This window comes from Paraburkholderia sp. (genome assembly GCF_050742655.1).
In the GTDB taxonomy this organism is placed as follows: Bacteria; Pseudomonadota; Gammaproteobacteria; order Burkholderiales; family Burkholderiaceae; genus Paraburkholderia.
Window position 1 is genome coordinate 329,982 of sequence record NZ_JBOIGG010000003.1, and the last position, 22,855, is coordinate 352,836.

Sequence of the window (22,855 nt, forward strand, 5' to 3'; positions counted from 1 at the left end):
GCAATTTACCGCGCCCCACGGAGACGAATCCGCATCATGGACGCAAGCCGTTTCGAAGCATCCGATAACGCACCGACCGGCGCACGTTTCGCTGCCCTGCCCGCGAACGCGGTGAACTGGACCGCGGTATGGCGCCGCAACTATCTCGTGTGGCGCAAGCTCGCGCTCGCGTCGATGTTCGGCAATCTCGCCGATCCGATGATCTATCTGTTCGGGCTCGGCTTCGGCCTGGGATTGATGGTCGGACACGTCGACGGCGTGTCGTACATCGCGTTCCTCGCGGCCGGTACGGTCGCGTCGAGCGTGATGATGTCGGCGAGCTTCGAGGCGACGTATTCGGGATTTTCGCGGATGCACGTGCAGCGCACGTGGGAAGCTATCATGCACACGCCGCTCACGCTCGGCGACATCGTGCTCGGTGAAACGATCTGGGCCGGCAGCAAGGCGGTGTTGTCAGGCGCGGCGATCATGCTGGTCGCGGGCGCGCTCGGCTATGCGAGCTTTCCGTCGATGCTCATCGCGTTGCCGGTCATCGTGCTCGCCGGGTTCGCGTTCGCGAGCGTCGCGATGATCGTCACCGCGCTCGCGCCGTCCTACGATTTCTTCATGTTCTATCAGACGCTCGTGCTCACGCCGATGCTGCTGCTCTCCGGCGTGTTCTTTCCGCTTACGCAGCTGCCGTCCATCGCGCAGCACGTCACGCTGCTGCTGCCGCTTTCGCACGCGATCGAACTGATCCGGCCGGCGATGCTCGGCCGGCCGATCGAGCACGCGGCGCTGCACGTCGCGGTGCTCGTGGCCTATGCGGTCGTGCCGTTCTGCGTGTCAGCGGTGCTGTTCAAACGGCGGATGATGCGCTAGGCGCGACCGATACCGTCATCGTTGCAAGCGTGGTTCAGTCCTCGTCGTCGGTCCACGGAATGTCGACGTCCGAGATGAACGCGACCGTCGCGAACGGGCCGCCTTCCTGACGCCCGATCTTTCCATCGGCGCGCTGCCATTCGACGCGAAACACCGTCGACGGATCGTCGGCCATCAGACGGATCGTGCGCAGTTCGTCCGGGTCCGATTCCTCGACGGTGCCGTCGAGCGACACCAGCAGCGCCTGCGGCCAGAGACCGTCGGCCGGGTCGTAGATGCGATCGCCGTCGTGAATCAGTGTGAATGCTTCGACGCCGATCGTCGCCGATGCCTCGACGATCATCTTGCCCAGCGCGCGCAGTAGTGAGGTAGCCCGCGCCGAGTTCGCCTGGCGGATTGCAAGATCGCCGCGCGTCAGCGCCTGTTCGAGTTTCGGATTGGTTTTTTGTTGGGCCATTCGATATCCTGGAGTCCGATAACGTGATAGCGGCAGCACGCCGGCACAAGTCGCCGGTCGAGCGCAAAGGCGCCGCACGACACGCGCAAAAATGCGTGTCGCGGCTGAATCGTACCATTGCGGCAAGTGCCAGCTCATTAGCCGATGGGCATGAGCAGCACGCCCCTGGCCGTAGCGCCTATCCCAGTTTAGGTCGCGATTGGCGATCCGCGCAGGGAGATTTACCCGCGACGTGCGTAGCGCGCAACAAAGGAGAAGAAAGTCGCATCCGGAGACGGGTGCGACCGTGACGCAGAAGAAGACTGGCATGCGGCCCGAAGCACCGACCGCATGTGGACCGGCACCTCGGGACCGCGCGGTCAAGGCGCCGGATTGGGCTGCAGTTCGTGCAGCGCGTCGATCTCGGCGAGGATCTCGGGCGACAGCTTCACGTCGATGCTCGCGATGTTTTCCTTCAGTTGCTCGAGCGACGTTGCGCCGATCAGATTGCTCGTGACGAACGGCCGGCTGTTCACGAACGCGAGCGCGAACTGCGCGGGCGACAGGCCGTGACGCTTCGCGAGTTCGACATAGCGGCTCGTCGTCTGCACGGTATGCGGCCTGCTATACCGCTGGAACCGTTCGAACAGCGTGATGCGTGCACCCGCCGGTCGCGCGCCGCCTTCGTACTTGCCCGACAACCAGCCGAACGCGAGCGGCGAATAGGCAAGCAACCCCACGTGTTCGCGATGCGTAAATTCCGACAGACCGCTTTCGAACGTGCGGTTCAGCAGGCTGTACGGATTCTGGATCGACACGATGCGCGGCAGACCAGCCTTTTCGGCAGCGCGCAAAAACTGCGCGACGCCCCACGGCGTTTCGTTCGACACGCCGACATGCCGCACCTTCCCTTCCTTCACGAAGTCCGCGAGCACCGCCAGCGTCTCTTCGATCGGCACCGTGTACGCGTCGTCGAGCCAAGGGTACATGCTGCGGCCGAACGTCATCGTGCTGCGGTCCGGCCAGTGCAGTTGGTACAGGTCGACGTAGTCGGTCTGCAGACGCGCGAGGCTGTCGTTCAGTGCCTCGGTGAGATTCTTGCGATCGAACTGGTTGCCCTCGCCCCGGATGTGACGCGGATTGTGCGGCTGACGCGCGGGGCCCGCGATCTTCGTCGCGAGCACGATCCGGTCGCGCGCGCTGCGATGCTGCGCGATCCACGTGCCGATGAAACGCTCGGTCGAGCCCTGCGTTTCGGCGCGCGGCGGCACTGGGTACATCTCCGCGGCGTCGATCAGCGTGACGCCCTGGTCGAGGGCGTAATCGATCTGCGCGTGCGCGTCCTGCTCCGTGTTCTGCTCGCCCCACGTCATGGTGCCGAGTCCGATCAGGCTGACCTGCACGTCCGTATCGCCAAGTCTGCGGTATTCCATCGAACGGTTCCTGTTAGTTGAATAAGCGGAAAGAAGCGGAAAGCGTCGAAGTTACCATGACGGCACGGCGCCTGCAGCGCCGCTAGAATGTGGGGCTTTCCGTCAGCCAGTCTTGCCTTTGGGAGTGTCGTGCCGATGTCAGAATCGTCGTCCGTTGCCGCGCGCCCTGTCGGCTCGTCGCTGATCGTCACGCTCGTCGCGGCCGCGTTCTTCATGGAGAACCTCGACAGCACGATCATCGCCACCGCGTTGCCGCAGATGGCGCGCTCGTTCGGCGTGCATCCGGTCGATCTCAGCATCGGCATCACGTCCTATCTGCTGACGCTTGCCGTGTTTATCCCGATCAGCGGCTGGATCGCCGACCGCTTCGGCGTGCGCACCGTGTTCACCGCGGCGATCGCGGTATTCACGGCCGCATCGATGGTCTGCGGGATCACCGACGGACTCGTCGCGTTCACGGCCGCGCGCATCGTGCAGGGAATAGGCGGCGCGATGATGGTGCCGGTCGGCCGGCTCGCCGTGCTGCGCGCGACGCCGAAAGACAACCTGATGCGCGCGATCTCGATCATCACGTGGCCGGGCCTCGTCGCGCCGGTCATCGGGCCGCCGCTCGGCGGACTGATCACGACGCATGCGTCGTGGCGCTGGATCTTCTATCTGAATGTCCCGCTCGGGTTAATCGGCCTCCTGCTCGCGTGGCGCTTTCTCGACGACGGCAGGGAAACCGAAAGGCGGCCGTTCGACGGCATCGGCTTTGCGCTGTGCGGCGTCGCCGGCACAGCGATCATGTACGCGATGGAACTGACCGGCCGCGCGGATGCCTCGTGGCTTCAAGCGTTCGTGTTTCTTGCTGTGGGTTGCATCGCCGGCGCAGCAGCGTTGTTTCATCTGCGCCGCACGCCACATCCGGTCGTCGATCTGTCCGCATTTCGCGTGAAGACGTTTGCCGTCGCGACTGGCGGCGGACTGCTGTTTCGCGTGTCGATCAGCGCCGTGCCGTTCCTGCTACCGCTGATGTTCCAGCTCGGCTTCGGGATGGACGCGTTTCGCTCCGGGCTGCTGACGCTCGCCGTGTTCGCGGGCAATCTCGCGATGAAGCTCGTCACGACGCCGATCATGCGACGCTTCGGCTTCCGCTCGGTGCTGATCGTGAACGGCGCGTTCGCCGCGATCTCGCTCGCGGCGATGAGCCTGCTCACGCCGGCCACGTCGTACGTGTGGATCGTCGCCGTGCTGTTCGTCAGCGGCCTCGCACGCTCGCTGCAATTCACCGCGATCAACACGCTGAGTTTCGCGGACGTGCCCAAGCCGCAGATGAGCGGCGCGTCGACGCTGTCGAGCACGCTCACGCAGATGACGATGGGGATGGGCGTCGCGGTCGGCGCAATCGCGCTGCGCGCGGCCGCGTGGCTGCACGGACATCCGGCGCAGTCCGTGACGCCCGCCGATTTCAGCATTGCGTTTCTGCTGGTCGCGGCGATCGGCATCGTCGCGATCGTCGACGTGTTCTCACTCGACCGCAACGCCGGCGCGCACGTGAGCGGACACGTGCGACGCAGCGCATGAGGACGGTGATCGATGAACCCTGAACACCTCGAACGGCTCGTCACGTACACGATGCCCTACGGCAAATACAAGGGACGCGTGCTCGCGGATCTACCGGGACACTACCTCAACTGGTTTGCGAAAGTGGGCTTCCCGCCAGGCGAACTCGGACGTCTGCTCGCGCTGATGCACGAGATCGATCACAACGGCCTGAAGGGATTGCTCGGGCCGTTGCGGAGGGGTTGAGTACCGATGTAAAGCCGGCGTTGGCGCGCGTCAGTAAACCACCGTCACGCCACTGCTGGTGTCGCCATGTACGCCGATCCTGACGTGCCCGGCTTCGAGGTCGGTGCGTCGCACGACGAAGTTCGCGCCGCTCGCCAGCATCTTCGGATTGGGAATCCCGGAAGCGCCGGTGAGCGCACTGCTCCACAGCGGATCTTGCGCGGTGCCGCGGTTGTAGTCGATATGCACATCGACGTTGCCTGGACCGAGATTCGTTATCGTCACCGGCGAGTTCACACCGAAGTCGAACGGCAACGTAGTTTCTACGGCAATGTTTTGCTGGGGCATGCTGGGCTCCTCGAGGAACGGGGCATCGGATGCGCGGGGTATCCGCGTGGGTTCGACGTCCGGTGTCTCGAAGGATGCATGCGGGTGCTGTTTGCGGAAATGCACCGTTCGTTATGGGACGGATGGCTGGGGGTTTTAGCGATGCGGATTCGTTGCCTTATCGCGAACCAATCATGCGGACACGATGTGTGCATCGCGCGACGTGCGAACGCGTGGAGAAAATTGCGGTGCGTGGATTTGATGCGGGAGGAAAACCAGGTGGTGCGATGGGGTGGCTGATGGGACTCGAACCCACGACGACAGGAATCACAATCCTGGACTCTACCAACTGAGCTACAGCCACCACTGGAACATCTCTTTGGCTCACCGAGAACTGGCTTGCCGATCAAGAAGCGAGATTATACAAACATGATCCGCGTTTGCCTAGCCCTTTATTCAACCATCTCGGCCGACTCCCGCAGATACTGCCGGGCCTCGTCGAAGATCGACAGATCGGCGGCGGTGAGCTTCTTGTTGTCGGACAACACGCGCCGCCAGGCGCGCGCACCCGCGACGCCGCGATAAAGACCTAGCGCGTGCCGCGTGATCGCGCCGAGGTGCGTGCCGCGCGCGAGTTCGGCCGCGCAATAGTCGATCAGTTTCGCTTCGGCCTCCTCCCGGGTCGGCGCGCAATCCGTTGCGCCATAGAAGCGCGCGTCCACATCCGCGAGCACATACGGGTTGTGATACGCCTCGCGCCCGAGCATCACGCCGTCGATGTGCCGCAAATGCTCGTCGACTTCGTCGAGCGTCTTCACGCCACCGTTGAGGATGATTTCTAGGTGCGGAAAATCGCGCTTCAGCTGATACGCGTAGTCGTATTTGAGCGGCGGAATCTCGCGGTTTTCCTTCGGGCTCAGCCCTTTGAGAATCGCGTTGCGCGCATGCACGATGAAAACCGTGCAGCCCGCTTCCGCGATCGTGCCGACGAAGTCGCGCACAAAACCATACTCCTCCACCGCATCGACGCCGATCCGGTGCTTGACCGTGACCGGCACCGATACTGCGTCGCGCATCGCCTTCACGCAATCGGCGACAAGCTGCGGCTCGTTCATCAGGCATGCGCCGAATGCGCCGCGCTGAACGCGCTCCGACGGACAGCCGCAATTCAGGTTGATCTCGTCGTAACCCCACTGCTCGCCGAGCTTCGCGGAGCGCGCGAGGTCGACTGGTTCACTACCGCCGAGCTGCAACGCGACCGGCGCTTCGTCCGCAGTGAACGCGAGATGGCGCGCAACGTCGCCGTGGATCAGCGCGCCCGTCGTCACCATTTCCGTGTAGAGCCACGTATGGCGCGACAACGCGCGATGAAACCAGCGGCAGTGGCGATCGGTCCAGTCCATCATCGGGGCCACAGAAACGCGGCGGGGGCTTGAATTCATTGGAAAACCGCTTCAGTACCAGGTTCTACGGGCTTTCAGAGCCTGCGTGATTCTCAGTGCTTTCCGGTGGTTTTATGGCATTTTTTTCACAAACTGCTCCGATGTTGCACCGTAAAAGGTCATGTAGCACTGGAGAGTTATGGGCACCATCACACCACGAAAACGTAAGGATGGAAGTATAAGGCACACCGCTCAGATCCGCCTCAAGCAAGGCGGACGGGTCGTTTTCACCGAAGCAAGGACTTTCGACCGTGAGCAGGCGGCGAGCGCACGGTTGAAAAAGCGTGAACTGGAACTGGCACAACCCGGCGCACTCGAGTCGGCAAAAGTGGAAGACCCGCTTCTAAAGGAAGCCATCGGTCAGTACGTAAAGGACTCGAAGCGTAAGTTGGGTCGAACCAAGGAGCAGGTCTTACGGACTATTCAAGAGGCACCGATCGGATCAATGCGATGCAGCGAGGTCGGCAGTCCAGAGATCGTGCAATTTGCCCAAAGTCTGGACGTACTACCACAGACCGCCGGCAACTACATATCTCATCTCGCGACCGTCTTCGCCATCGCACGGCCGGCGTCGGGCTACCCACTCAATCAGCAGGCAATGAGCGACGCCCGCAAGGCAATGAAGCGCCTCGGCACGACCAGCAAGTCGGCGCAGCGCGACCGTCGCCCGACCCTGGATGCACTGGACAAGATCTTCAAGTATTACGTGGAGATGGAAACACGTGAGCGAGCAGAAATCCCCATGCCGAGGACTATCGCCTTCGCGCTCTTCTCCACGCGGCGGCAGGAGCAAATAACCACGATTGCCCGCGAAGACTATCAGCAGGACCAGGTCATGGTTCGCGACATGAAACACCTCGGTCAAAAGAGCGGCAACGACACCTGGTGCGACCTACCACTTGAGGCCGCGCGTGCTCGATTCGATGCCCGGCAAGACCGGGGCGTTCTTTCCGCACCATCACCGATCCATCAGCGCGAGCTTTACCAAAGCCTGCAAATTCCTCGAAACTGAGGATCTACATTTTCATGACCTCCGCCACGAAGGCACGTCCAGGCTATTCGAAATGGGATGGAATATCCCCCACGTCACGGCAGTCACCGGACACCGTAGCTGGACGTCCCTGAAGTGCTACACCCATTTGCGACAGAACGGCGACAAATGGGCTGGATGGAGGTGGCTGGACATGATCGCCCCGCCTGCAGGGCTTACAGACGAGTCGGTGGCTGTTTCTACGTAAGGTACTGCTGATGCAGCAATACCTTCCCCCCGCTAGATAAGGCTTCGCGCCACAGTCTACGCCGACGATCTTTCGCAATTTTCGCTATGGGTCGAACTCGGCCGGCTACGTCGGGTAGTAGTCGGCCGACCAGGAACACCCGGGGCAATCGCCGAAGACGGTGCCGGGGACCGGACTCGAACCCAAAGCCCTGACGGTATTTGGCAAGGTTGTGGGGAATTTACGGGGAGTGCGGAGGAGAAAGGATCTGAGCTGAAGCCGAAACTAGCGAGAGACGGGCGCCCTACTGCAGAGTTGCAACGCTCGGACTACACCGAAAACCTCACCGGCAACGCTATCGAATATTTGATCTGATCGATTGCGTGGCATAGGTGTGTGCGCATGGCACCGCCATGGCACCCCCACTGCGCAGCAGAAACGAGGCCTCCGGCAGCAATCGGCTGCCAACACCGGACAGTCACCCCTATGCGGCAAATCGTGGACAAATGACCCTTTTTGACACTTCGGCCTATTGCTAAAGGGCAAGCCCAGCGTGTGGATGAATTCCGCACCGCCTGACAGGCGGAATGCCAGGGTCCATCTGCTCTATCCTTAGCCGTCGATCGTGCGCTTCCAATTGATCTTTTCTCCTTTGCCTCTCATCGATGCGCCAGTCGCCGTTTTCTGAAGTCGGGTGAGAATGTGCCATTGCAAAATGTTTGATTCAGAGCGAATAACAATATCTGAATTGATCGTTGGCAGTTCATTCCAATGATCGCCTGCTGTTTTCGAGCGCAATGCGATTAAAAAACCAGAGTGTTTAGATTCATTCAACACGTTGCAGATCTGTCGATATGATCATCGCAAAGCCACGTCCCTGCCTGCTGCAAACTGACCACCAGGCACGCTCACGCCGTCGCACAGGCGTCATCAGGCTATCACGCCTGGACGGTGCTCCGGACGTCGGAAGGCGTGCCAGTGAGCGCTGACATGCCCAATGATTGGGTATTGCAATACGCGGGTTTATTCGCGTACTTCATGTGGACAATTTAATAGTCTTGTGTCAAAGTTCTTGCAAGAAATTAACATACTTTTTTGATAGCGATGCCGTGGAAAATACTGCGGTGATCGATAGAAAGGGGTTGCTCAAGTATCGGCAAGACAGGTGTTCTAGAGATTCCCGAGATAAAGAAACCAATGAGCGCCGCGAAGGTATGCGTTGATCTGGCGCGCTGATAGCACTACTGCGCGCAGATGAGTGGGGGCACTAACCATGGACATCGTAAGACGGACAGGCTGGCGGAAAAGTCTGCGGATCGAACCGAATCATCTGCATCAATCCGCCGCTTTGCACGCCATTTCCGCAGGTCCGGAACATCACGACGACTCGTCGTAGCTAGCCGCCCGCTCATCTCGATCTTTGCTGTTGGGAACCCGCGTATAGCGAGACGGGAGAGTTTTGCCCGTGTGTCGCGACCGCGACGTTGCGGACTGCGTGCGTGCATTCATTTTCAAAGCGTTGCGGTCTTCTTTGTGCCATACCTGCGTCACGGGATGTGTTCGCTGTCCGATCGGTCGTGCCAGATCCCGCAATACGACGGCCATTCGTCACGTTGCGTTCATTTGCACGGGTAGCCCCGCCGGACCACGCGTTAGCGATCAAATCGTGCCGCACGGGCCCCAATGAACGGATGGCGCCTATGCGTGTGCTAATTGTTGAAGATGACCCCGTGCATGCCAAAGCGGTGGTGAGAGTCGTTGGGCCATTGGGGCACGACACCATCGAGGTCGGCGACGGCGAGGAAGCTGTTCGTCTTCTCAAGTCGCAGCCGGTGGATCTGGTCGTCATGGACTGGCTGCTTCCCAGGATGAGCGGATTCGAAGTGCTGTACTGGATTCGCCGAAACCTCGGTGACGCGCCCGCAGTGCTTTTTCTGACGAACAAAGTCCTCGACGACGATATCGTTCTGGCGCTGGATGCAGGGGCCGACGACTATCTCGTGAAGCCGTTTCGTGTCGGGGAGCTGACAGCGCGGGTTAACGCGCTGCTCCGGCGGGTCACGCACGACCTGGATTGGACCGACCGCATACGCGTCGGCGACTACACGCTCAACACGCTTAGCCGCACTGTCTCGTTGCGCGACGAGCGCATCGACCTCACACCCAAAGAGTTCGATCTCACTGTGTTTTTCTTCAGCAACTTGGGGAAGCTGCTGTCGCGCAAGGTCGTCAGCATCAGCACGTGGGGGCGCGAGCTCGACCCCGCATCCCGCACGCTCGATACGCACATCTACCGTGTCCGGCAGAAGCTCGTGCTCGCGCCTGAAAACGGTCTGAGGTTGAGTGCCGTCTACACGCACGGATACCGACTGGACGAGGTGCCGTCGAGGTCGTCCCGGAATGCCGTGTCAGGTCGGAGTGATACCCCGGAACTGACCTGTGAATGAGGCCAGGCGTCCGGGTGCTCCACCCTTCGGGCTACCGGCCTGCGACTTCGCAGGCGAACGTTGATGTTGGTTTTCGATTCCGACGCTGGCTATCCTCGCGCGGTGCGGGAATGGCTGGTGTTTGGCATTTTCCTGCTGCTACTGTGCGTCGCATTGGACGCTTCAAGGCTATTGCGCAGAGCAGATCTGTTTTTTTTTGATGCCGTACAACCGCTGCTTCAGCAGCCTTCGCCGAAGAAGATCGTCCTCGTTGCCATAGACGACGCGAGCGTCAATGCGCTAGGCGGATGGCCGGTGAAGCGGAGTGCCTACGCCGAACTCATCGACAGGCTGACCGACGCCGGCGTGTCGGCGATTGGGCTCGACATCGCGATGCCGCATCCCGGCAGAATCGAGCCGGGGGGCGATGACCGGCTCGCGAAGGCGATGATGCGCAATGCGAAAGTCGTGCTGCCGGTTCTGCTTGTCGATACGCCCGAGGGCACGCATGTCGTTCCGCCCGTTGCCGCGATCAGAGAGGCCGCCTTCGCGATCGCTCGAACCGATTTGTACGCGGATGTGGACGGCGCGTCCCGCAGCTTCTATCGGGTCGAACGGTTCACCGGCGCGACGACCTCGATGCATATGAGCGAGGCGCTGCTGAGGGCCGCCGGCTCGACCGCTGTTCGATGCGGGGAATCCCCGAACCCGACACGGGAGGGGGCTGGCGCCTGTCGTCGGTATGTGCCGATCGGACGTGAGCCGTCGCACGCGTCTTTCGCGTTTGTCGATGTATTGCAGGGCCGAGTGGCTGCGTCGATTTTTAAAGGGGCGATCGTCATTGTCGGTCCGACTTCCAGTACGACGGACACGCATTTCATCAACGCGAGCGGCGATCGATCTCCGTTGACCGATGTCGCATTTCTAGCGGAAGCCACTTACGGGATGGCAAGCGGATCGCTGGTCAGCCCGGTATCGCAAACCGGTCAGTTGGTGCTTAGTCTGTGCGTGTTGCCGTTTTTGTGCGCGGGGCTGTTTGTGCTCGGACCGCGCGCCGCATTGTTTGCGTGCGTCACGCTCGCGCTGGCTACGTATGCGGTATCGCTCGTCCTGCTCGCATTCGCGTACGTCTTCTACTTTCCAGGCGCCGCGGCTACCGTATGCCTCGTGGCGTATCCCGTCTGGCTGTGGTGCCGGCAGGGGGTGGCGCTGCGCTGTCTGAGCCGGCAAGCAGGGAGCGTAATGGACGAACTGGCACTCGCATGTGGACCGCCCATTCACCTGAACCCGCACGATCCGCGACAACAGCGCCTCGTACAGAGGCACACAGTCGAACGCCAGCAGGACACCGCACTGCGCTTTTTTTCGCACGACGTTCGCGCTCCACAGGCTGCGATACTCACCTTGATCGAGCAGCGACGCCATGCACCGACGGACATGCCGGAAGCGCGCTTCATCGATCTGGTGGGTCAGTACGCAGAATCGACGCTCGCACTGGTGGATCAGTTCCTGTTACTCGCCCGCGCAGAGAGACGCACGCTGTCACTGACCACGGTCGATCTGGCGTTCCTGCTCCACGACACCATCGATGACTTCTGGCCACATGCCAGTGCGAAACGCACACGGGTCGATCTGATCGCCGAGCCTGGCATCCTGATCGACGCCGATGCGCCGATGCTGCGCCGCGCGTTCGGCAATCTGATCGACAACGCCATCAAGTTTGGACCTGAGGACGCGACTGTCACGGTGAATGCGAGCGAATGCGAGCAATACCAGACGGTTGCGATTGCCGATCAAGGCATTGGCATACCCGCCGATCAAATCCCAAATCTGTTTACCGAGTTCACCCGGATCGATGCTCATAACGATCGTCCCGGCCACGGCCTGGGGCTTGCCTTCGTTAAAAGCGTCATTGATGCGCTCGGCGGCAAAATTCATGTTGAAAGCCGAGTGGGACAAGGATCCGTTTTTACGCTTCTTTTGCCAAAATCATCGACTGCAGGTTGATGATTGTATCGAAAATATAGCTGAAGCGAGCTTGTCGAATTATTCCGCCGACGCGCAATCCGATTCGCGAATCCTCCACCAGATGATTAATAGGATAGCTTGTGTGGATCGGTTTTCGCGCTAGTTACAAATTCTAAATCTGTTTGCCAATTCGACCTGATCTGGTACTGCAGAGCAGTCTATTTTTTAACATTGTGAACTGCCGCGTGGCGCTCAATCGCCTGTTGGATGGGCGTGTGTGTTTTCATTTGTCACTTTTCCGTGACAATTGTTCAAAATTATTCGTTCCATTTTTCTGCTTTCCATCCATTACTCTACGATTCAGCACATTCTTGCCTGGACCACATGGGTAATTTGAATGGAAATGCGTAGTGAATAAATTAAATTAAGTTATTTCGACTGAGGAAGTTCATTGGGTTCCTCAATGGATGCGTGCGTCCGATGCATAAGAATTCATTTTCCGAATTCCGCGTGTATTTGCATGCCAGAAAAATATTTGTGCTGAAGTTTTTTATCCGGAAACAAGCTCGCGTTAATTGAGGGAGACGCGAGACAGGCCCGCACGCTTGTTGGCAGACGGTCGCCAGCGGGCAGGTGCATTGAATAGAACACGTCGACTACAGCCTGGCAGGAAAAAACATGAACAAGGTATATCGCTCGATCTGGAACAGCGCGCGCGGCGCTTTTGTCGCCGTATCCGAGATAGACACCGCAGCGGGAAAAGGAAAGTCGAGATCGTCGTCCGGCACGGTCGACCCACGCGGAGGGCCGACCAGCAGCGTAGATCGGCGACGAGCTATCGCTGTCGGAATTATGTTGATGTCTGCGGGAGGCGTCTTGATTCCGGGGGCTGCGGTGGCGCAGGCAGTCGCTGGCGGCTCGGCCGGCGGCGCGAACTCGGTGGCAGTCGGGTCAGGCGCAAATGCGGCGGGAAACCTGGGGGTTGCGGTAGGGCAAAATGCAGCGGCAACCGGGCTTGACACGACTTCTCTAGGCACCAATAGCCAGGCAGTTGGCAATTTCTCCACGGCGGTCGGCACAGGTGCCGATGCGTCGGATGAGTTCGCGACGTCGGTAGGTTACCTTTCTACTGCGGCATCAGGCGCAACAGCACTTGGCGCATACGCGTCAGCAACCGGTGGGTTTGCGATAGCATACGGCGAGCATTCGAGCGCGTCGGGTTCGTTCGGCGTTGCGATGGGTGGTGGTGCCGCGGCAGCGGGTAATTTTGCCGTGGCAGTCGGCGGAAGTACTGTGGCGTCGGGTCCCAATGCTACCGCACTGGGATACACCGCTACAGCATCGGGGCAGCAATCCACCGCACTGGGTAACCAGTCAACTGCCGTGGGCGTGAGCGGGGTTGCAGTAGGTAATCAGGCACAGGTGCTGACAGCCGCTGCTGGCGGCCTGGCTGTCGGTAGTGGTGCGTCCTCGGGCGGTCCTTCGGCGGTTGCGATCGGTACCAATACGGGTTCCACGGGGACGAGTTCAATCGCCATCGGCGCAGGCGGTGGCACGGCCGGTGTGCCGGGCTCGGGTACAAAGGCGACGGCCGACGAGGCAACAGCTATCGGTTTCAACAGTATCGCCAGCACGATATACGCGCAGGCATTCGGTCCCGCGGCAACGGCCAGCGGAACGGGTTCGATTGCCATGGGCCCTACCGCCATCGCATCAGGGTATTTCAGCGTCGCCATCGGCGATCTGGCCTTGGCTACTTCCACGTCCTCAGTCGCACTGGGCCCAGGCGCTACCGCAGGCGCTAATAATTCAGTTGCCCTTGGTATCAATTCCGTTGCATCCGGCGTTTCCGGCACGGCTTTGGGCGCTGGCAGTTCAGCCGTGAACAATGCATCGGCCCTTGGTGTCAACGCGATCGCGTCCGGTACGCGGAGCACGGCGCTCGGCGAACAGACGACAGCGAGCGGCATCAATGCACTGGCCACCGGCGCTCAGGCGGTTGCCTCGGCCGATAGGGCCACCGCGTTCGGTACAAATTCACAGGCACTTGCCGTGTCGACTGTTGCCTTCGGCGATACCAGCACGGTGGCTGCGGCCGCAGGCACCGGCTCCATCGCGGGTGGCCACAACTCGCAGGTCACGAGTGGCACCGGCGCCGTCGCCCTCGGCGAAGGTCAAACGGCAAGCGGCAACGGTGCGGTGGCGATCGGCGATCCGAATACGGCCACCGGTAACGGCGCCGTTGCGATGGGTGCGACCAATACCGCCAACGGCAATGGCGCGGTCGCATTGGGCAACACGAACGTGGCGACTGGGCAAGGGTCGGTCGCGCTCGGCAATGCATCGCAGGCGAATATCGCGGGTTCGATAGCGATCGGCGACACCGCGGTTGTGCAGGCCGCTGCGACGAGCGGCGTCGCGCTCGGGTCGGGCGCGACAACGAGCGTTGCAAACAGCGTGGCGCTCGGCGCGAATTCGACGACCACTGCGGGCGTATCGACACCCAGTGCGGTGATCGGTGGCGTCACCTATAACTTTGCGGGCGCGGCGGTTGGCGGCGTGGTCAGCGTCGGTGCAGCCGGGCTAGACCGGCAGATCCAGAACGTCGCCGCCGGACAGTTGAGCACAGCCAGTACCGACGCCGTGAACGGCTCGCAGCTGTTCGCGACCAACCAGCAGGTGACGGCCAACACGACCGCGATATCGAATATCAACAACGGCGGCGGCATCAAGTACTTCCACGCGAATTCGACCGATCCTGACTCGACGGCGAGCGGCGCCGATGCGGTGGCGATCGGCGGCAACGCACAGGCGACGCAGGCGAATTCCGTTGCGCTCGGCGCGAATACGACGACGACGGCGGGCGTATCGACTGCCAGTGCGGTGATCGGTGGTGTCACCTATAACTTCGCGGGTGCGACAGTTGCCGGCGTGGTGAGCGTCGGCGCAGCTGGGGCAGACCGGCAGATCCAGAACGTCGCTGCAGGACAGTTGAGCACAGCCAGTACCGACGCCGTGAATGGCTCGCAACTGTTCGCGACCAACCAGCAGGTGGATGCAAATACGACCGCCATCTCGAACATCAACAACGGTTCGGGCATCAAGTACTTCCACGCGGACTCCACGCTGGCAGATAGCCAGGCAACAGGTACGGACAGCATCGCCGTCGGTCCGCAGGCGGTCGCGAGCGCCACGGACAGCTTCGCGGCCGGCACCGGCGCGCAGGCGACAACGGCCAATGCCATGGCACTCGGCGCGCAGACGACGGCTTCGATAGCCGGCAGTGTCGCGATCGGTTCGGGTTCGGTCTCGGACCGTACCACCGCAGCGGGAAGCGGCACCATTCCGGCCGGTACCCATACGGTTCCGTTCAACACGTCGGACGAGACCCTGCTCGGCGCCGTGTCGTTCGGCAGCACGACCGGCAACACGTACAGGCAGCTCATTAACGTTGCGGACGGCACCAACGCACACGATGCGGTGACAGTCAGGCAATTGACCGGTGCGCTCGCGTCGTTCTCCGTGACACCGACGCTGTACTTCCACGCCAATTCGACGGCCGCCGATTCCCTGGCGGTGGGATCGCAGTCGATCGCCGTGGGTCCGACGACGGTTGTCAATGGCGATAACGGAATCGGAATCGGCAACGGTGCGATCGTTCAGCAAACAGCGCCAGGCGGCGTAGCCATCGGTCAGGCTGCGAATTCCGGGCAGGCCGATGCAATCGCACTGGGTAGCGGAGCGAATGCAACCGGTCCTCAATCGATCGCTCAGGGCGCCAACGCTGTCTCCAGTGCGGCGGGTGGCGTGGCGCTCGGCTCGGGTGCGAACAGCAGTGCCGCCGATGCCCTCGCGCTAGGCTCCGGTGCGAGCGCAAGCTTTGCGAACAGCGTGGCGATCGGCGCCGGGTCGGTCACCACCGTTGGCGCACAGTCGAACTACATTGCGTACGGCCTGAGCAGCCCGCAGTCATCGGTGGGTGAAGTCAACATCGGTAACCGCAAGATCACCAGCGTTGCAGCCGGCTCTGCCGGTACCGACGCCGTCAACGTCAGCCAGCTTCAGGCCGTCGACCAGAGTCTCACCGCCCAGATCCAGAACATCGTTAACAACAACGGCGGCAACGGCGGTTTCCCGTCGACGCCTGGCAGCACGACACCGCCTGCGTCCACCGGTTCGAACTCGTCGGCGGGTGGTAACGGTGCGGTCGCCTCCGGTTCGGGCAGTACGGCAGTGGGTAACGGTTCGACTGCATCCGGTAGCAACTCGGTGGCGCTCGGTGCGGGAAGCAACGACGGTGGACGCAGCAACGTCGTCTCGATCGGCACGGCGGACTCGCCGCGGCAGATCACGAACGTCGCTGCAGGCACAGCACCCACCGATGGTGTCAACGTCGGGCAGTTGAACGCCGCACTCGGCAGCGCGAACGCCTACACCGACAGCCAGATTCAGGGCTTGCGTCGCGACGCGGATGGGGGCACGGCGAGCGCCATGGCCGTTGCAGGCCTGCCGCAACCGTCCGGGCCGGGCAAGAGCATGGTCTCGATCGCGGGCAGTATCTATCGAAGCCAGTCGGGCCAGGCAATCGGCATCTCCACGATCTCGGAGAACAATCACTGGATCTACAAGGCCGCTGTCACGACGAATACGCGAAGCGACTACGGCGCCGTGATCGGTGCGGGCTATCAATGGTAAGCAGGGCGGCTGCGCCTGAGCGGTCTTGCGCACTGCCTTTCTCACTTTGGAAAACGGGTACACCATGAAAATTCAATCGATTGCGGTTTTATCCATCAGTGTGCTGGCGACCCTGCTCATTCAGGGCTGTGCGGCACCCCAGTCTCCGCCAGTGTTTCCCAACCCGCAGGCGGCTTCCCCTGCGGGCGGCACGTTCGTCAATATCGACAATCTGCGCAACGTCGCGGTGGGCCTGAACAAGGACCAGCTGTACGACCTGATCGGGCCGCCGCAATTTCACGAATGGTTCATCGGCAACCATGTGTGGAACTACCTGTTCGACTTCCGTCGCGGCAACGAAGTGGTCTCCTGCCAGTACCAGGTGCAGTTCGACAGGCACATGAAGGTCAGCGGTACCTACTGGCGCGATCCTTCATGTGCGGATTTACTGAAAGCGGCGCCTGCGCAGGCTACGGTCGTCGAAGATATGTCGAAACCCGTCCCGCTGGATCAGTTCTCGGTACAGAGCGAGGCGCTGTTTCCATTCGGCAAATCCAGCCTGGCCTCAATGTTGCCCAAAGGCCGTGCCGAGCTGGACGCCGTAGTCGGAAAGATCCGGGCGCGAGACGGCGTGACGCGGATCGACGTGGTGGGCCATACCGACCGGATCGGTTCGGACGCGGTCAACCGTCCGCTTTCGATCGCGCGCGCGGACACTGTGCGAGAGTATCTGGCGGCACACGGACTGGATGCGCAACTGATTCACGCGGAAGGTGTCGGGTCTAGCCAACCGGTTACGCATTGCCCGGGCGGTGAATCTGCGGCGGTCATCGCGTGTCTGCAGCCGGACCGGCGCGTCGAGATTACGGTGTACGGGCAACGTCCGGCGTCGGGTTCGTAGGCGATTCAGGCTGTCATGCGATGCTCAGCATCAGTACACGTGGCTCAAATTGTCCTTTTGCGCGCCAGGCGTAGAAGGACGAGCCTCCTGCGATAGCCGCGAACGACAACTGTCGCTAAATGCTTCAACGTGGCGCCTCGCAGCGGCCGGCGGATCACACGACGAATAGAGCGCGTCCAAACGGCCGGGGCGGCACGGGCCGCGTAAATCAAACCGCGTTTTTACCGCAAGCCGTCCCGTCGCCCGTTGGCCGTCGCCCTGCCCGCCGAGGGCGCCAGGCCCCGTCCACAGTCGCTCCCTGCATTGTTCCGATTTAGAGAAAAGTAATTTCGAATTATCGGCATAGATTTTTGATAGTAAGGGAATACACTAGCTCCATCGACGTTGCAACCAGATCGAAATCCTGCGGCAGCGTCTTTCTGAACGAACCGAATGGAGTTACATCATGAAGACCAAGCTTATTGCTGCAGCACTGATCGCCGCTTCCGCCGCCATCGCCGCTCCTGCTTTCGCCAGCGGCTACGGCCCGGCACCGTTCTACCGTCCGTCGGTTGGCGCTCCGGCTTCGCAACAAGGACAGAACTCGCAAACCCTCGCCGCCGATGCGCGTCAAGCCGCTTCGAACTCGGCAAACTCGTACGGTGGCGTGAGCGACACGTCGTCGCAAGCCGGTAGCCGTGCAACCGTGTCGACGGGCCCGGGCTCGGTGTTCTTCGGCCATTAATCGGTAGCCAGTCGATAGCCGACAGCTGGCCGAAGCAGGCCGGTAGGTGTAAAGCAGAAAAAAAGCCGGGTGTTCATCGCGAACACCCGGCTTTGTCGTTTCCGGAGCGCCGCAACCGGAAGCTCCTCCGGCACCGAATTTTTAACGGGGCACGCGGTCTATCCGTTGAAGACGGCCATCCGCGGCCGTACAGGAGGACCCGATGACACTGCGCACACCCAATCGCACGATCGTCTCATGCGCCGCAAAAGCGGCTGCCGTCGCGTCGATTCTCGTTGCTGCCGGTAACGGCAGCGCGTTCGCACAATCAGCCAGTTCACCTGCGGCACCCAGGCAGGACAGCGCGTCGATGCTCAAACGGCCACAGGCGACATCGGACGGCACGAACCCGGACAATCCGGACAACATGCCGATCATGCGGCCGCGCAAGCCGACCAACGAGAAGATGATGCGCACGCCGCCCGCCAGCGCCGCCAACGCGAACTAACGGCGCCGCCGCGCGGCATCCCAACGCTCAGAGCCGCGCGATCGACACCTCCGTCGACTTCACGAGCGCGACGACCTCCGCGCCGACCTTAAGTTCGAGCTCATCGATCGAGCGCGTCGTGATCACCGACGTCACGACACCGAACGGCGTATCGACGTCGACTTCCGAGACCACCGGGCCGCGGATGATCTCCTTGACCTTGCCGCGGAACTGATTGCGTACATTGATTGCGGAAATGCTCATAGCGAGTGGCTCCAGTGGATCGATAAAAAATCGGGCGGACGAGCACGTCCGCCTAACGTCAAATAGCCCAGCGCACTTCGGTCGGCCGCGCGACGCGTTCGTGGTGCTCGCGGAACGGCTGTACGTCGTCGTTCGGCGCAGTCTTCAACACGCGTTGCAGCACGTGATCTTCCAATGCAGCGAAACCCGCAGACGCACGCGCACGCGGCCGCGCAAGCGGCACCGGCTGATCGAGCGCGATACGCCCTTCTTCGATCAGTAGAATGCGATCGCCGAGCGCGACGGCTTCGTGTACGTCGTGTGTGACGAGCAGTGCGGTGAAGCGGTGTTCGTGCCACAGGCGCTCGATCAGCGCGTGCATCTCGATGCGCGTCAGTGCGTCGAGCGCGCCGAGCGGCTCGTCGAGCAGCAGTAACTGCGGCCGATGCACCAGCGCCCGCGCCAGCGCGACCCGCTGCCGCTGACCGCCCGACAGCTGCGCAGGCCAGTCGTTCGCGCGCGCTTCGAGGCCGACTTCCGCGAGCACCGCGCGCGCATCGTCACGCGCACCGCGGCCGAGGCCCAGCATCACGTTCTGCAGCACCGTCTTCCACGGCAGCAGACGCGCGTCCTGAAACATGATCCGCGTATCTAGCGGCGCGCCGTCCGTGCCGCGCTTTTCGAGCTTGCCGGCGCTCGTTGTCTCGAGGCCCGCGACGAGTCGCAGCAACGTCGATTTCCCGCAGCCGCTGCGTCCCACGATCGCGACAAAACTACCGCGTTCGATCGATAGGTCGAAATTCTCGAGCACGGTGCGCTCGCCGTAGCGCTTGCCGACGCCACGCAGTTCAACGGCATGGTCGTCAGGAGCGTCAGGCCGCACCGCATCGCGCGCAAGCGGCGCGGCACCCGGCACGCGGCTCACATCGGTCGAGCCGTCGTCGCGTTCGAATGCGGCCGCTTCTTCCGCGTCGCGGTCGTGCGTGCGCGGCTGCACCAGTTCGGCTTCCAGATCGCTGCCCGCGATGCCGCTCCACGAAGCCGCCAGTGTCGTCGCGCTCATGTCTTCGCTCCTCGTTGATAGGCGGGATGCCAGCGCAGCGTGACGCGTTCGAGCGCCTTCGCGAGCATGTCCGCGAGTTTGCCGAGCGCGGCGTACAGCAGGATGCCGACCACCACCACATCGGTTTGCAGGAATTCGCGCGCATTCATCGTCATGTAGCCGATGCCCGATTGCGCCGAGATCGTTTCGGCGACGATCAGCGTGACCCACATCAGGCCGAACGCGAAACGCACGCCGACGAGAATCGACGGCAGCGCGCCCGGCAAGATCACGTCGCGATACAGCGCGAGTCCCTTGACGCCATAACTGCGCGCCATCTCGATCAGGTTCGCGTCGACCGAGCGGATCCCGTGGAACGTATTCACGTAGATCGGGAAGAACACGCCGAGCGCGACGAGGAACACCTTCGCCTCTTCTTCGATGCCAAACCACAGGATCACGAGTGGGATCATCGCGAGCGCGGGGATGTTGCGGATCATCTGCACGGTCGAATCGAGCGCGACTTCGGCGGGCCTGAAAAGACCGGTCGCGAGGCCGAGCACGAGGCCAATGCTGCCGCCGACCGCGAAGCCGGACACGGCGCGCCACGTGCTCACCTTCACGTCGGCCCACATTTCGCCGGACTGGATCAACGACCACGCGGCCTTCACGACCGCAAGCGGCTCGGGCAGCACACGCGTCGACAGCACGCCGCTGCGCGCGGCGAACTCCCACGCGAGCAGGATCGCGAGCGGCGCGATCCACGGCGCCAGGTGCGCGGCAAGCTGGCGCGCCGCGCCTTGTTTCAGGTTGAATGTGGCCATGACTGGCTGCTCCTGTTTGCCAATGTCGTTGCGTATCGGTATCGCTACACCCGGAAAGCTCAGCTCTGGCTCGCCTTCGGCAGATAGTTGTTGCCGACGATCTCGCCGAACGGTCCCGACAGCGGACCGGTCGCGCTCGCGCGCTGGCGGTTCGGCAACAGCGGGAACACGAGTTCGGCGAAGCGATACGACTCTTCGAGATGTGGGTAACCGGACAGGATGAACGTGTCGATGCCGAGGTCCGCGTACTCCTTCATTCGCGCCGCGACCTGCTGCGGATTGCCGACGAGCGCAGTACCCGCGCCGCCGCGCACGAGGCCGACGCCTGCCCACACGTTCGGATAGACCTCAAGCTGTTCGCGGCCGCCGCGCTTGCCGCCGTGCAGCGCAGCCATGCGGCGCTGGCCTTCGGAATCCATCTTCGCGAACGATGCCTGCGCGCGCGCGATCGTCTCGTCGTCGAGCCGGCTGATCAGACGATCGGCGGCGGCCCATGCTTCGTCTTCGGTTTCACGCACGATCACGTGCAGACGGATGCCGAACTTGATCTCGCGACCGTGAGCCTTCGCCCGCGCGCGGATGTCGGTGATCTTCTTCGCGACTGCTTCGGGCGGCTCGCCCCACGTCAGATAGGTATCGATGTGCTGACCGGCCATCTCGTGCGCCGCCGGCGACGAACCGCCGAACCACAGCGGCGGATGCGGATGCTGCACCGGCGGGTACAGCACCTTGCCGCCCTTCGACTGCAACTGCTCGCCTTCGAAATCGATCCCTTCGTTGGTATGCGATGCAGCCAGCAGTTCACGCCAGATATGCAGGAAGTCGTCGGTGATCTTGTAGCGCGTGTCGTGATCGGCAAAGAGCCCATCGCCTTCGAGTTCCGCCTGGTCGCCGCCGGTCACGACGTTGATCAGCAACCGGCCGTTCGACAGCCGGTCGAACGTCGACGCCATCCGTGCCGACAGTCCCGGCGATGCGATGCCCGGCCGGATCGCGACGAGAAACTTCAACCGCTTCGTGACCGGAATCAGACTCGACGCGACCACCCACGCGTCCTCGCACGAACGTCCGGTGGGCAGCAGCACGCCCTCGTAGCCGAGCGTATCGGCTGCGACGGCGATCTGCTGGAAGTAGTCGTAGCCAGCTGCACGCGCGCCTTCGGTGGTCCCGAGATAACGGCTGTCGCCGTGAGTCGGAATGAACCAGAACACATTCATTTGCTGCTCCTGCTTGTTCGAGACTGATGGATCGGGCGGCCCGGTGCGCGGTTCGCTGTATCGCGTCGTGCCCCGTCGTTGCCGACACCCATGCGACAACACACACGCACGGCGACGTCGCGCAACCGTTGACGGGTCGCGCGTCGAACGATGGATCGGCAGCGCGTCTGTGGAACGACGGTGCGCGCGCAGCGTGGCATCGCGCCCAACGAACGGCGACGGCAATGCCGTCTACATGGGGAAACAGTCTATGGACGGGCCCTAAGCTTTTGAACGATTTTTTTGAGCTTAGGTTTTCCACTTTCGTGATTAGCCTGACGCTTTAGCATACGGTCCGCTCGATCCGCATAGCGCGTGCCCCGGCGCGGCCCGTCTATATAATGGCGCACGCTTTCCGATAACCCGGTGCGGGCGGCAGGTGCGCCGCGTCCGTGCCTCTGGCGATGCAATGCATGCAAAAGTTGATCTTGCCGTTCGTGTCCGGTTTTCTTGCTTCGCTGTTCTTTCGTGAAGCGACGCTCGCGTTGCTACACGCCGCCGCCCTGATCGACGCGAGCGGATTTTCGACGGCACCGTTCCTGCCGCTCGGGATGCCCGAGTTCATCGTGAATGCGATCTGGAGCGCGGTGTGGGCGATATTGATGGCGTGGCTGCTGCGGGTCGCACCGGAGCGCGCGGCGCCGTGGGTTCAGGCGTTCGTGTTCGGCGGCATCGTACTGACCGCGGCAAGCGTATTCGTGATCGATCCGTTGCGCGGCATCTGGCCGAGCGGCAACATGCTGCCGCGCCTCGCGGTCGGATTCGCGGCCAATGCAATGTGGGGCTGGGGTGCGCTGGTCTTCATGCGCGCGTTCATGACCGACGACACCGAAGACTGAACGCGC

21 protein-coding genes and 1 tRNA gene are annotated in these 22,855 nt (G+C 62.0%); 12 read left to right on the forward strand and 10 right to left on the reverse strand.

Features of this window, described 5'->3' with window-relative positions; genetic code table 11:
• The first annotated feature begins 36 nt into the window (after positions 1–36).
• Positions 37–861 carry an ABC transporter permease gene (locus ACREXZ_RS06665; protein ID WP_431763246.1) on the forward strand — a complete coding sequence of 275 codons (825 nt, stop codon included), beginning with the start codon at positions 37–39 and terminating at the stop codon, positions 859–861.
• A 34-nt stretch (positions 862–895) separates the two neighbouring features.
• Here the strand turns inward: ACREXZ_RS06665 and ACREXZ_RS06670 are convergent, their stop codons facing one another.
• Together ACREXZ_RS06670 and ACREXZ_RS06675 are read right to left on the reverse strand one after the other, a co-directional pair.
• Positions 896–1,318, reverse strand: coding sequence for a hypothetical protein (locus ACREXZ_RS06670; RefSeq protein WP_431763247.1), 423 nt, complete (start codon positions 1,316–1,318; stop codon positions 896–898).
• A 359-nt stretch (positions 1,319–1,677) separates the two neighbouring features.
• Positions 1,678–2,730, reverse strand: a complete 1,053-nt coding sequence (locus ACREXZ_RS06675; RefSeq protein WP_431763248.1) for an NADP(H)-dependent aldo-keto reductase — start codon at positions 2,728–2,730, stop codon at positions 1,678–1,680.
• Positions 2,731–2,865: 135 nt separating this feature from the next.
• On the opposite strand from ACREXZ_RS06675, the gene ACREXZ_RS06680 reads away from it, so the two are divergent.
• Together ACREXZ_RS06680 and ACREXZ_RS06685 are read left to right on the forward strand one after the other, a co-directional pair.
• Complete coding sequence (locus tag ACREXZ_RS06680; protein ID WP_431763249.1) at positions 2,866–4,296, forward strand: DHA2 family efflux MFS transporter permease subunit; 1,431 nt, start codon at positions 2,866–2,868, stop codon at positions 4,294–4,296.
• 12 nt (positions 4,297–4,308) lie between these two features.
• On the forward strand, positions 4,309–4,521 hold the full coding sequence (locus tag ACREXZ_RS06685; protein ID WP_431763250.1) for a DUF3820 family protein: 213 nt from the start codon (positions 4,309–4,311) through the stop codon (positions 4,519–4,521).
• Positions 4,522–4,551: 30 nt separating this feature from the next.
• Here ACREXZ_RS06685 and ACREXZ_RS06690 read toward each other — a convergent pair whose 3' ends face one another.
• From ACREXZ_RS06690 to dusA, 3 genes are all read right to left on the reverse strand, one after another.
• Positions 4,552–4,848: a hypothetical protein gene (locus ACREXZ_RS06690; protein ID WP_431763251.1), complete on the reverse strand. Its 297-nt coding sequence runs from the start codon at positions 4,846–4,848 to the stop codon at positions 4,552–4,554.
• A gap of 267 nt (positions 4,849–5,115) precedes the next feature.
• Positions 5,116–5,191 (reverse strand) — tRNA-His (locus tag ACREXZ_RS06695).
• 88 nt (positions 5,192–5,279) lie between these two features.
• Positions 5,280–6,269, reverse strand: coding sequence for a tRNA dihydrouridine(20/20a) synthase DusA (gene dusA / locus ACREXZ_RS06700; protein WP_431763252.1), 990 nt, complete (start codon positions 6,267–6,269; stop codon positions 5,280–5,282).
• A gap of 139 nt (positions 6,270–6,408) precedes the next feature.
• On the opposite strand from dusA, the gene ACREXZ_RS06705 reads away from it, so the two are divergent.
• Positions 6,409–7,281: a site-specific integrase gene (locus ACREXZ_RS06705; protein ID WP_431763253.1), complete on the forward strand. Its 873-nt coding sequence runs from the start codon at positions 6,409–6,411 to the stop codon at positions 7,279–7,281.
• Positions 7,193–7,507: a tyrosine-type recombinase/integrase gene (locus ACREXZ_RS06710; protein ID WP_431763254.1), complete on the forward strand. Its 315-nt coding sequence runs from the start codon at positions 7,193–7,195 to the stop codon at positions 7,505–7,507. The genes ACREXZ_RS06705 and ACREXZ_RS06710 overlap by 89 nt, the downstream gene beginning before the upstream one ends.
• Positions 7,508–8,098: 591 nt before the next feature.
• Here ACREXZ_RS06710 and ACREXZ_RS06715 read toward each other — a convergent pair.
• Complete coding sequence (locus tag ACREXZ_RS06715; protein ID WP_431763255.1) at positions 8,099–8,323, reverse strand: hypothetical protein; 225 nt, start codon at positions 8,321–8,323, stop codon at positions 8,099–8,101.
• A gap of 863 nt (positions 8,324–9,186) precedes the next feature.
• On the opposite strand from ACREXZ_RS06715, the gene ACREXZ_RS06720 reads away from it, so the two are divergent.
• From ACREXZ_RS06720 to ACREXZ_RS06745, 6 genes are all read left to right on the forward strand, one after another.
• Positions 9,187–9,933 (forward strand): response regulator transcription factor, encoded by a 747-nt coding sequence (locus ACREXZ_RS06720; protein WP_431763256.1) that lies wholly within the window; start codon positions 9,187–9,189, stop codon positions 9,931–9,933.
• A 63-nt stretch (positions 9,934–9,996) separates the two neighbouring features.
• A complete protein-coding gene (locus ACREXZ_RS06725; protein WP_431763257.1) occupies positions 9,997–11,919 on the forward strand; it encodes a CHASE2 domain-containing protein in 1,923 nt (640 codons plus the stop codon).
• Positions 11,920–12,558: 639 nt separating this feature from the next.
• Positions 12,559–16,575: a YadA-like family protein gene (locus ACREXZ_RS06730; protein WP_431763258.1), complete on the forward strand. Its 4,017-nt coding sequence runs from the start codon at positions 12,559–12,561 to the stop codon at positions 16,573–16,575.
• A 64-nt stretch (positions 16,576–16,639) separates the two neighbouring features.
• Positions 16,640–17,455, forward strand: coding sequence for an OmpA family protein (locus ACREXZ_RS06735; RefSeq protein WP_431763259.1), 816 nt, complete (start codon positions 16,640–16,642; stop codon positions 17,453–17,455).
• A gap of 445 nt (positions 17,456–17,900) precedes the next feature.
• Positions 17,901–18,179, forward strand: coding sequence for a hypothetical protein (locus ACREXZ_RS06740; protein ID WP_431763260.1), 279 nt, complete (start codon positions 17,901–17,903; stop codon positions 18,177–18,179).
• A gap of 202 nt (positions 18,180–18,381) precedes the next feature.
• Positions 18,382–18,666 (forward strand): hypothetical protein, encoded by a 285-nt coding sequence (locus ACREXZ_RS06745; protein ID WP_431763261.1) that lies wholly within the window; start codon positions 18,382–18,384, stop codon positions 18,664–18,666.
• A gap of 27 nt (positions 18,667–18,693) precedes the next feature.
• Here the strand turns inward: ACREXZ_RS06745 and ACREXZ_RS06750 are convergent, their stop codons facing one another.
• From ACREXZ_RS06750 to ssuD, 4 genes are read right to left on the reverse strand one after another with little or no spacing between them, the layout of a single operon-like run.
• A complete protein-coding gene (locus ACREXZ_RS06750; RefSeq protein ID WP_133648999.1) occupies positions 18,694–18,909 on the reverse strand; it encodes a TOBE domain-containing protein in 216 nt (71 codons plus the stop codon).
• 58 nt (positions 18,910–18,967) lie between these two features.
• A complete protein-coding gene (locus ACREXZ_RS06755; protein WP_431763262.1) occupies positions 18,968–19,951 on the reverse strand; it encodes an ATP-binding cassette domain-containing protein in 984 nt (327 codons plus the stop codon).
• The gene (gene ssuC / locus ACREXZ_RS06760; RefSeq protein WP_431763263.1) at positions 19,948–20,754 is read right to left on the reverse strand and encodes an aliphatic sulfonate ABC transporter permease SsuC; all 807 of its coding nucleotides are present in this window, start codon (positions 20,752–20,754) and stop codon (positions 19,948–19,950) included. Before ssuC ends, ACREXZ_RS06755 begins: the two co-directional genes overlap by 4 nt.
• 59 nt (positions 20,755–20,813) lie before the next feature.
• Positions 20,814–21,971 (reverse strand): FMNH2-dependent alkanesulfonate monooxygenase, encoded by a 1,158-nt coding sequence (gene ssuD, locus ACREXZ_RS06765; protein ID WP_431763264.1) that lies wholly within the window; start codon positions 21,969–21,971, stop codon positions 20,814–20,816.
• Between the two features lie 452 nt (positions 21,972–22,423).
• On the opposite strand from ssuD, the gene ACREXZ_RS06770 reads away from it, so the two are divergent.
• A complete protein-coding gene (locus tag ACREXZ_RS06770; RefSeq protein ID WP_431763265.1) occupies positions 22,424–22,849 on the forward strand; it encodes a hypothetical protein in 426 nt (141 codons plus the stop codon).
• Positions 22,850–22,855: the final 6 nt, after the last annotated feature.

Coding starts and splice junctions, on each gene's coding strand:
- ACREXZ_RS06745 (WP_431763261.1), top strand. CDS start 18,382: ATGACACTGCGCACACCCAATCGCACGATCGTCTCATGCGCCGCAAAA.
- dusA (WP_431763252.1), bottom strand. CDS start 6,269: ATGAATTCAAGCCCCCGCCGCGTTTCTGTGGCCCCGATGATGGACTGG.
- ACREXZ_RS06680 (WP_431763249.1), top strand. CDS start 2,866: ATGTCAGAATCGTCGTCCGTTGCCGCGCGCCCTGTCGGCTCGTCGCTG.
- ssuC (WP_431763263.1), bottom strand. CDS start 20,754: ATGGCCACATTCAACCTGAAACAAGGCGCGGCGCGCCAGCTTGCCGCG.
- ACREXZ_RS06685 (WP_431763250.1), top strand. CDS start 4,309: ATGAACCCTGAACACCTCGAACGGCTCGTCACGTACACGATGCCCTAC.
- ACREXZ_RS06710 (WP_431763254.1), top strand. CDS start 7,193: ATGCCCGGCAAGACCGGGGCGTTCTTTCCGCACCATCACCGATCCATC.
- ACREXZ_RS06740 (WP_431763260.1), top strand. CDS start 17,901: ATGAAGACCAAGCTTATTGCTGCAGCACTGATCGCCGCTTCCGCCGCC.
- ACREXZ_RS06665 (WP_431763246.1), top strand. CDS start 37: ATGGACGCAAGCCGTTTCGAAGCATCCGATAACGCACCGACCGGCGCA.
- ACREXZ_RS06725 (WP_431763257.1), top strand. CDS start 9,997: ATGTTGGTTTTCGATTCCGACGCTGGCTATCCTCGCGCGGTGCGGGAA.
- ACREXZ_RS06755 (WP_431763262.1), bottom strand. CDS start 19,951: ATGAGCGCGACGACACTGGCGGCTTCGTGGAGCGGCATCGCGGGCAGC.
- ACREXZ_RS06735 (WP_431763259.1), top strand. CDS start 16,640: ATGAAAATTCAATCGATTGCGGTTTTATCCATCAGTGTGCTGGCGACC.
- ACREXZ_RS06675 (WP_431763248.1), bottom strand. CDS start 2,730: ATGGAATACCGCAGACTTGGCGATACGGACGTGCAGGTCAGCCTGATC.
- ACREXZ_RS06730 (WP_431763258.1), top strand. CDS start 12,559: ATGAACAAGGTATATCGCTCGATCTGGAACAGCGCGCGCGGCGCTTTT.
- ACREXZ_RS06770 (WP_431763265.1), top strand. CDS start 22,424: ATGCAAAAGTTGATCTTGCCGTTCGTGTCCGGTTTTCTTGCTTCGCTG.
- ACREXZ_RS06720 (WP_431763256.1), top strand. CDS start 9,187: ATGCGTGTGCTAATTGTTGAAGATGACCCCGTGCATGCCAAAGCGGTG.
- ACREXZ_RS06670 (WP_431763247.1), bottom strand. CDS start 1,318: ATGGCCCAACAAAAAACCAATCCGAAACTCGAACAGGCGCTGACGCGC.
- ACREXZ_RS06705 (WP_431763253.1), top strand. CDS start 6,409: ATGGGCACCATCACACCACGAAAACGTAAGGATGGAAGTATAAGGCAC.
- ACREXZ_RS06750 (WP_133648999.1), bottom strand. CDS start 18,909: ATGAGCATTTCCGCAATCAATGTACGCAATCAGTTCCGCGGCAAGGTC.
- ssuD (WP_431763264.1), bottom strand. CDS start 21,971: ATGAATGTGTTCTGGTTCATTCCGACTCACGGCGACAGCCGTTATCTC.
- ACREXZ_RS06690 (WP_431763251.1), bottom strand. CDS start 4,848: ATGCCCCAGCAAAACATTGCCGTAGAAACTACGTTGCCGTTCGACTTC.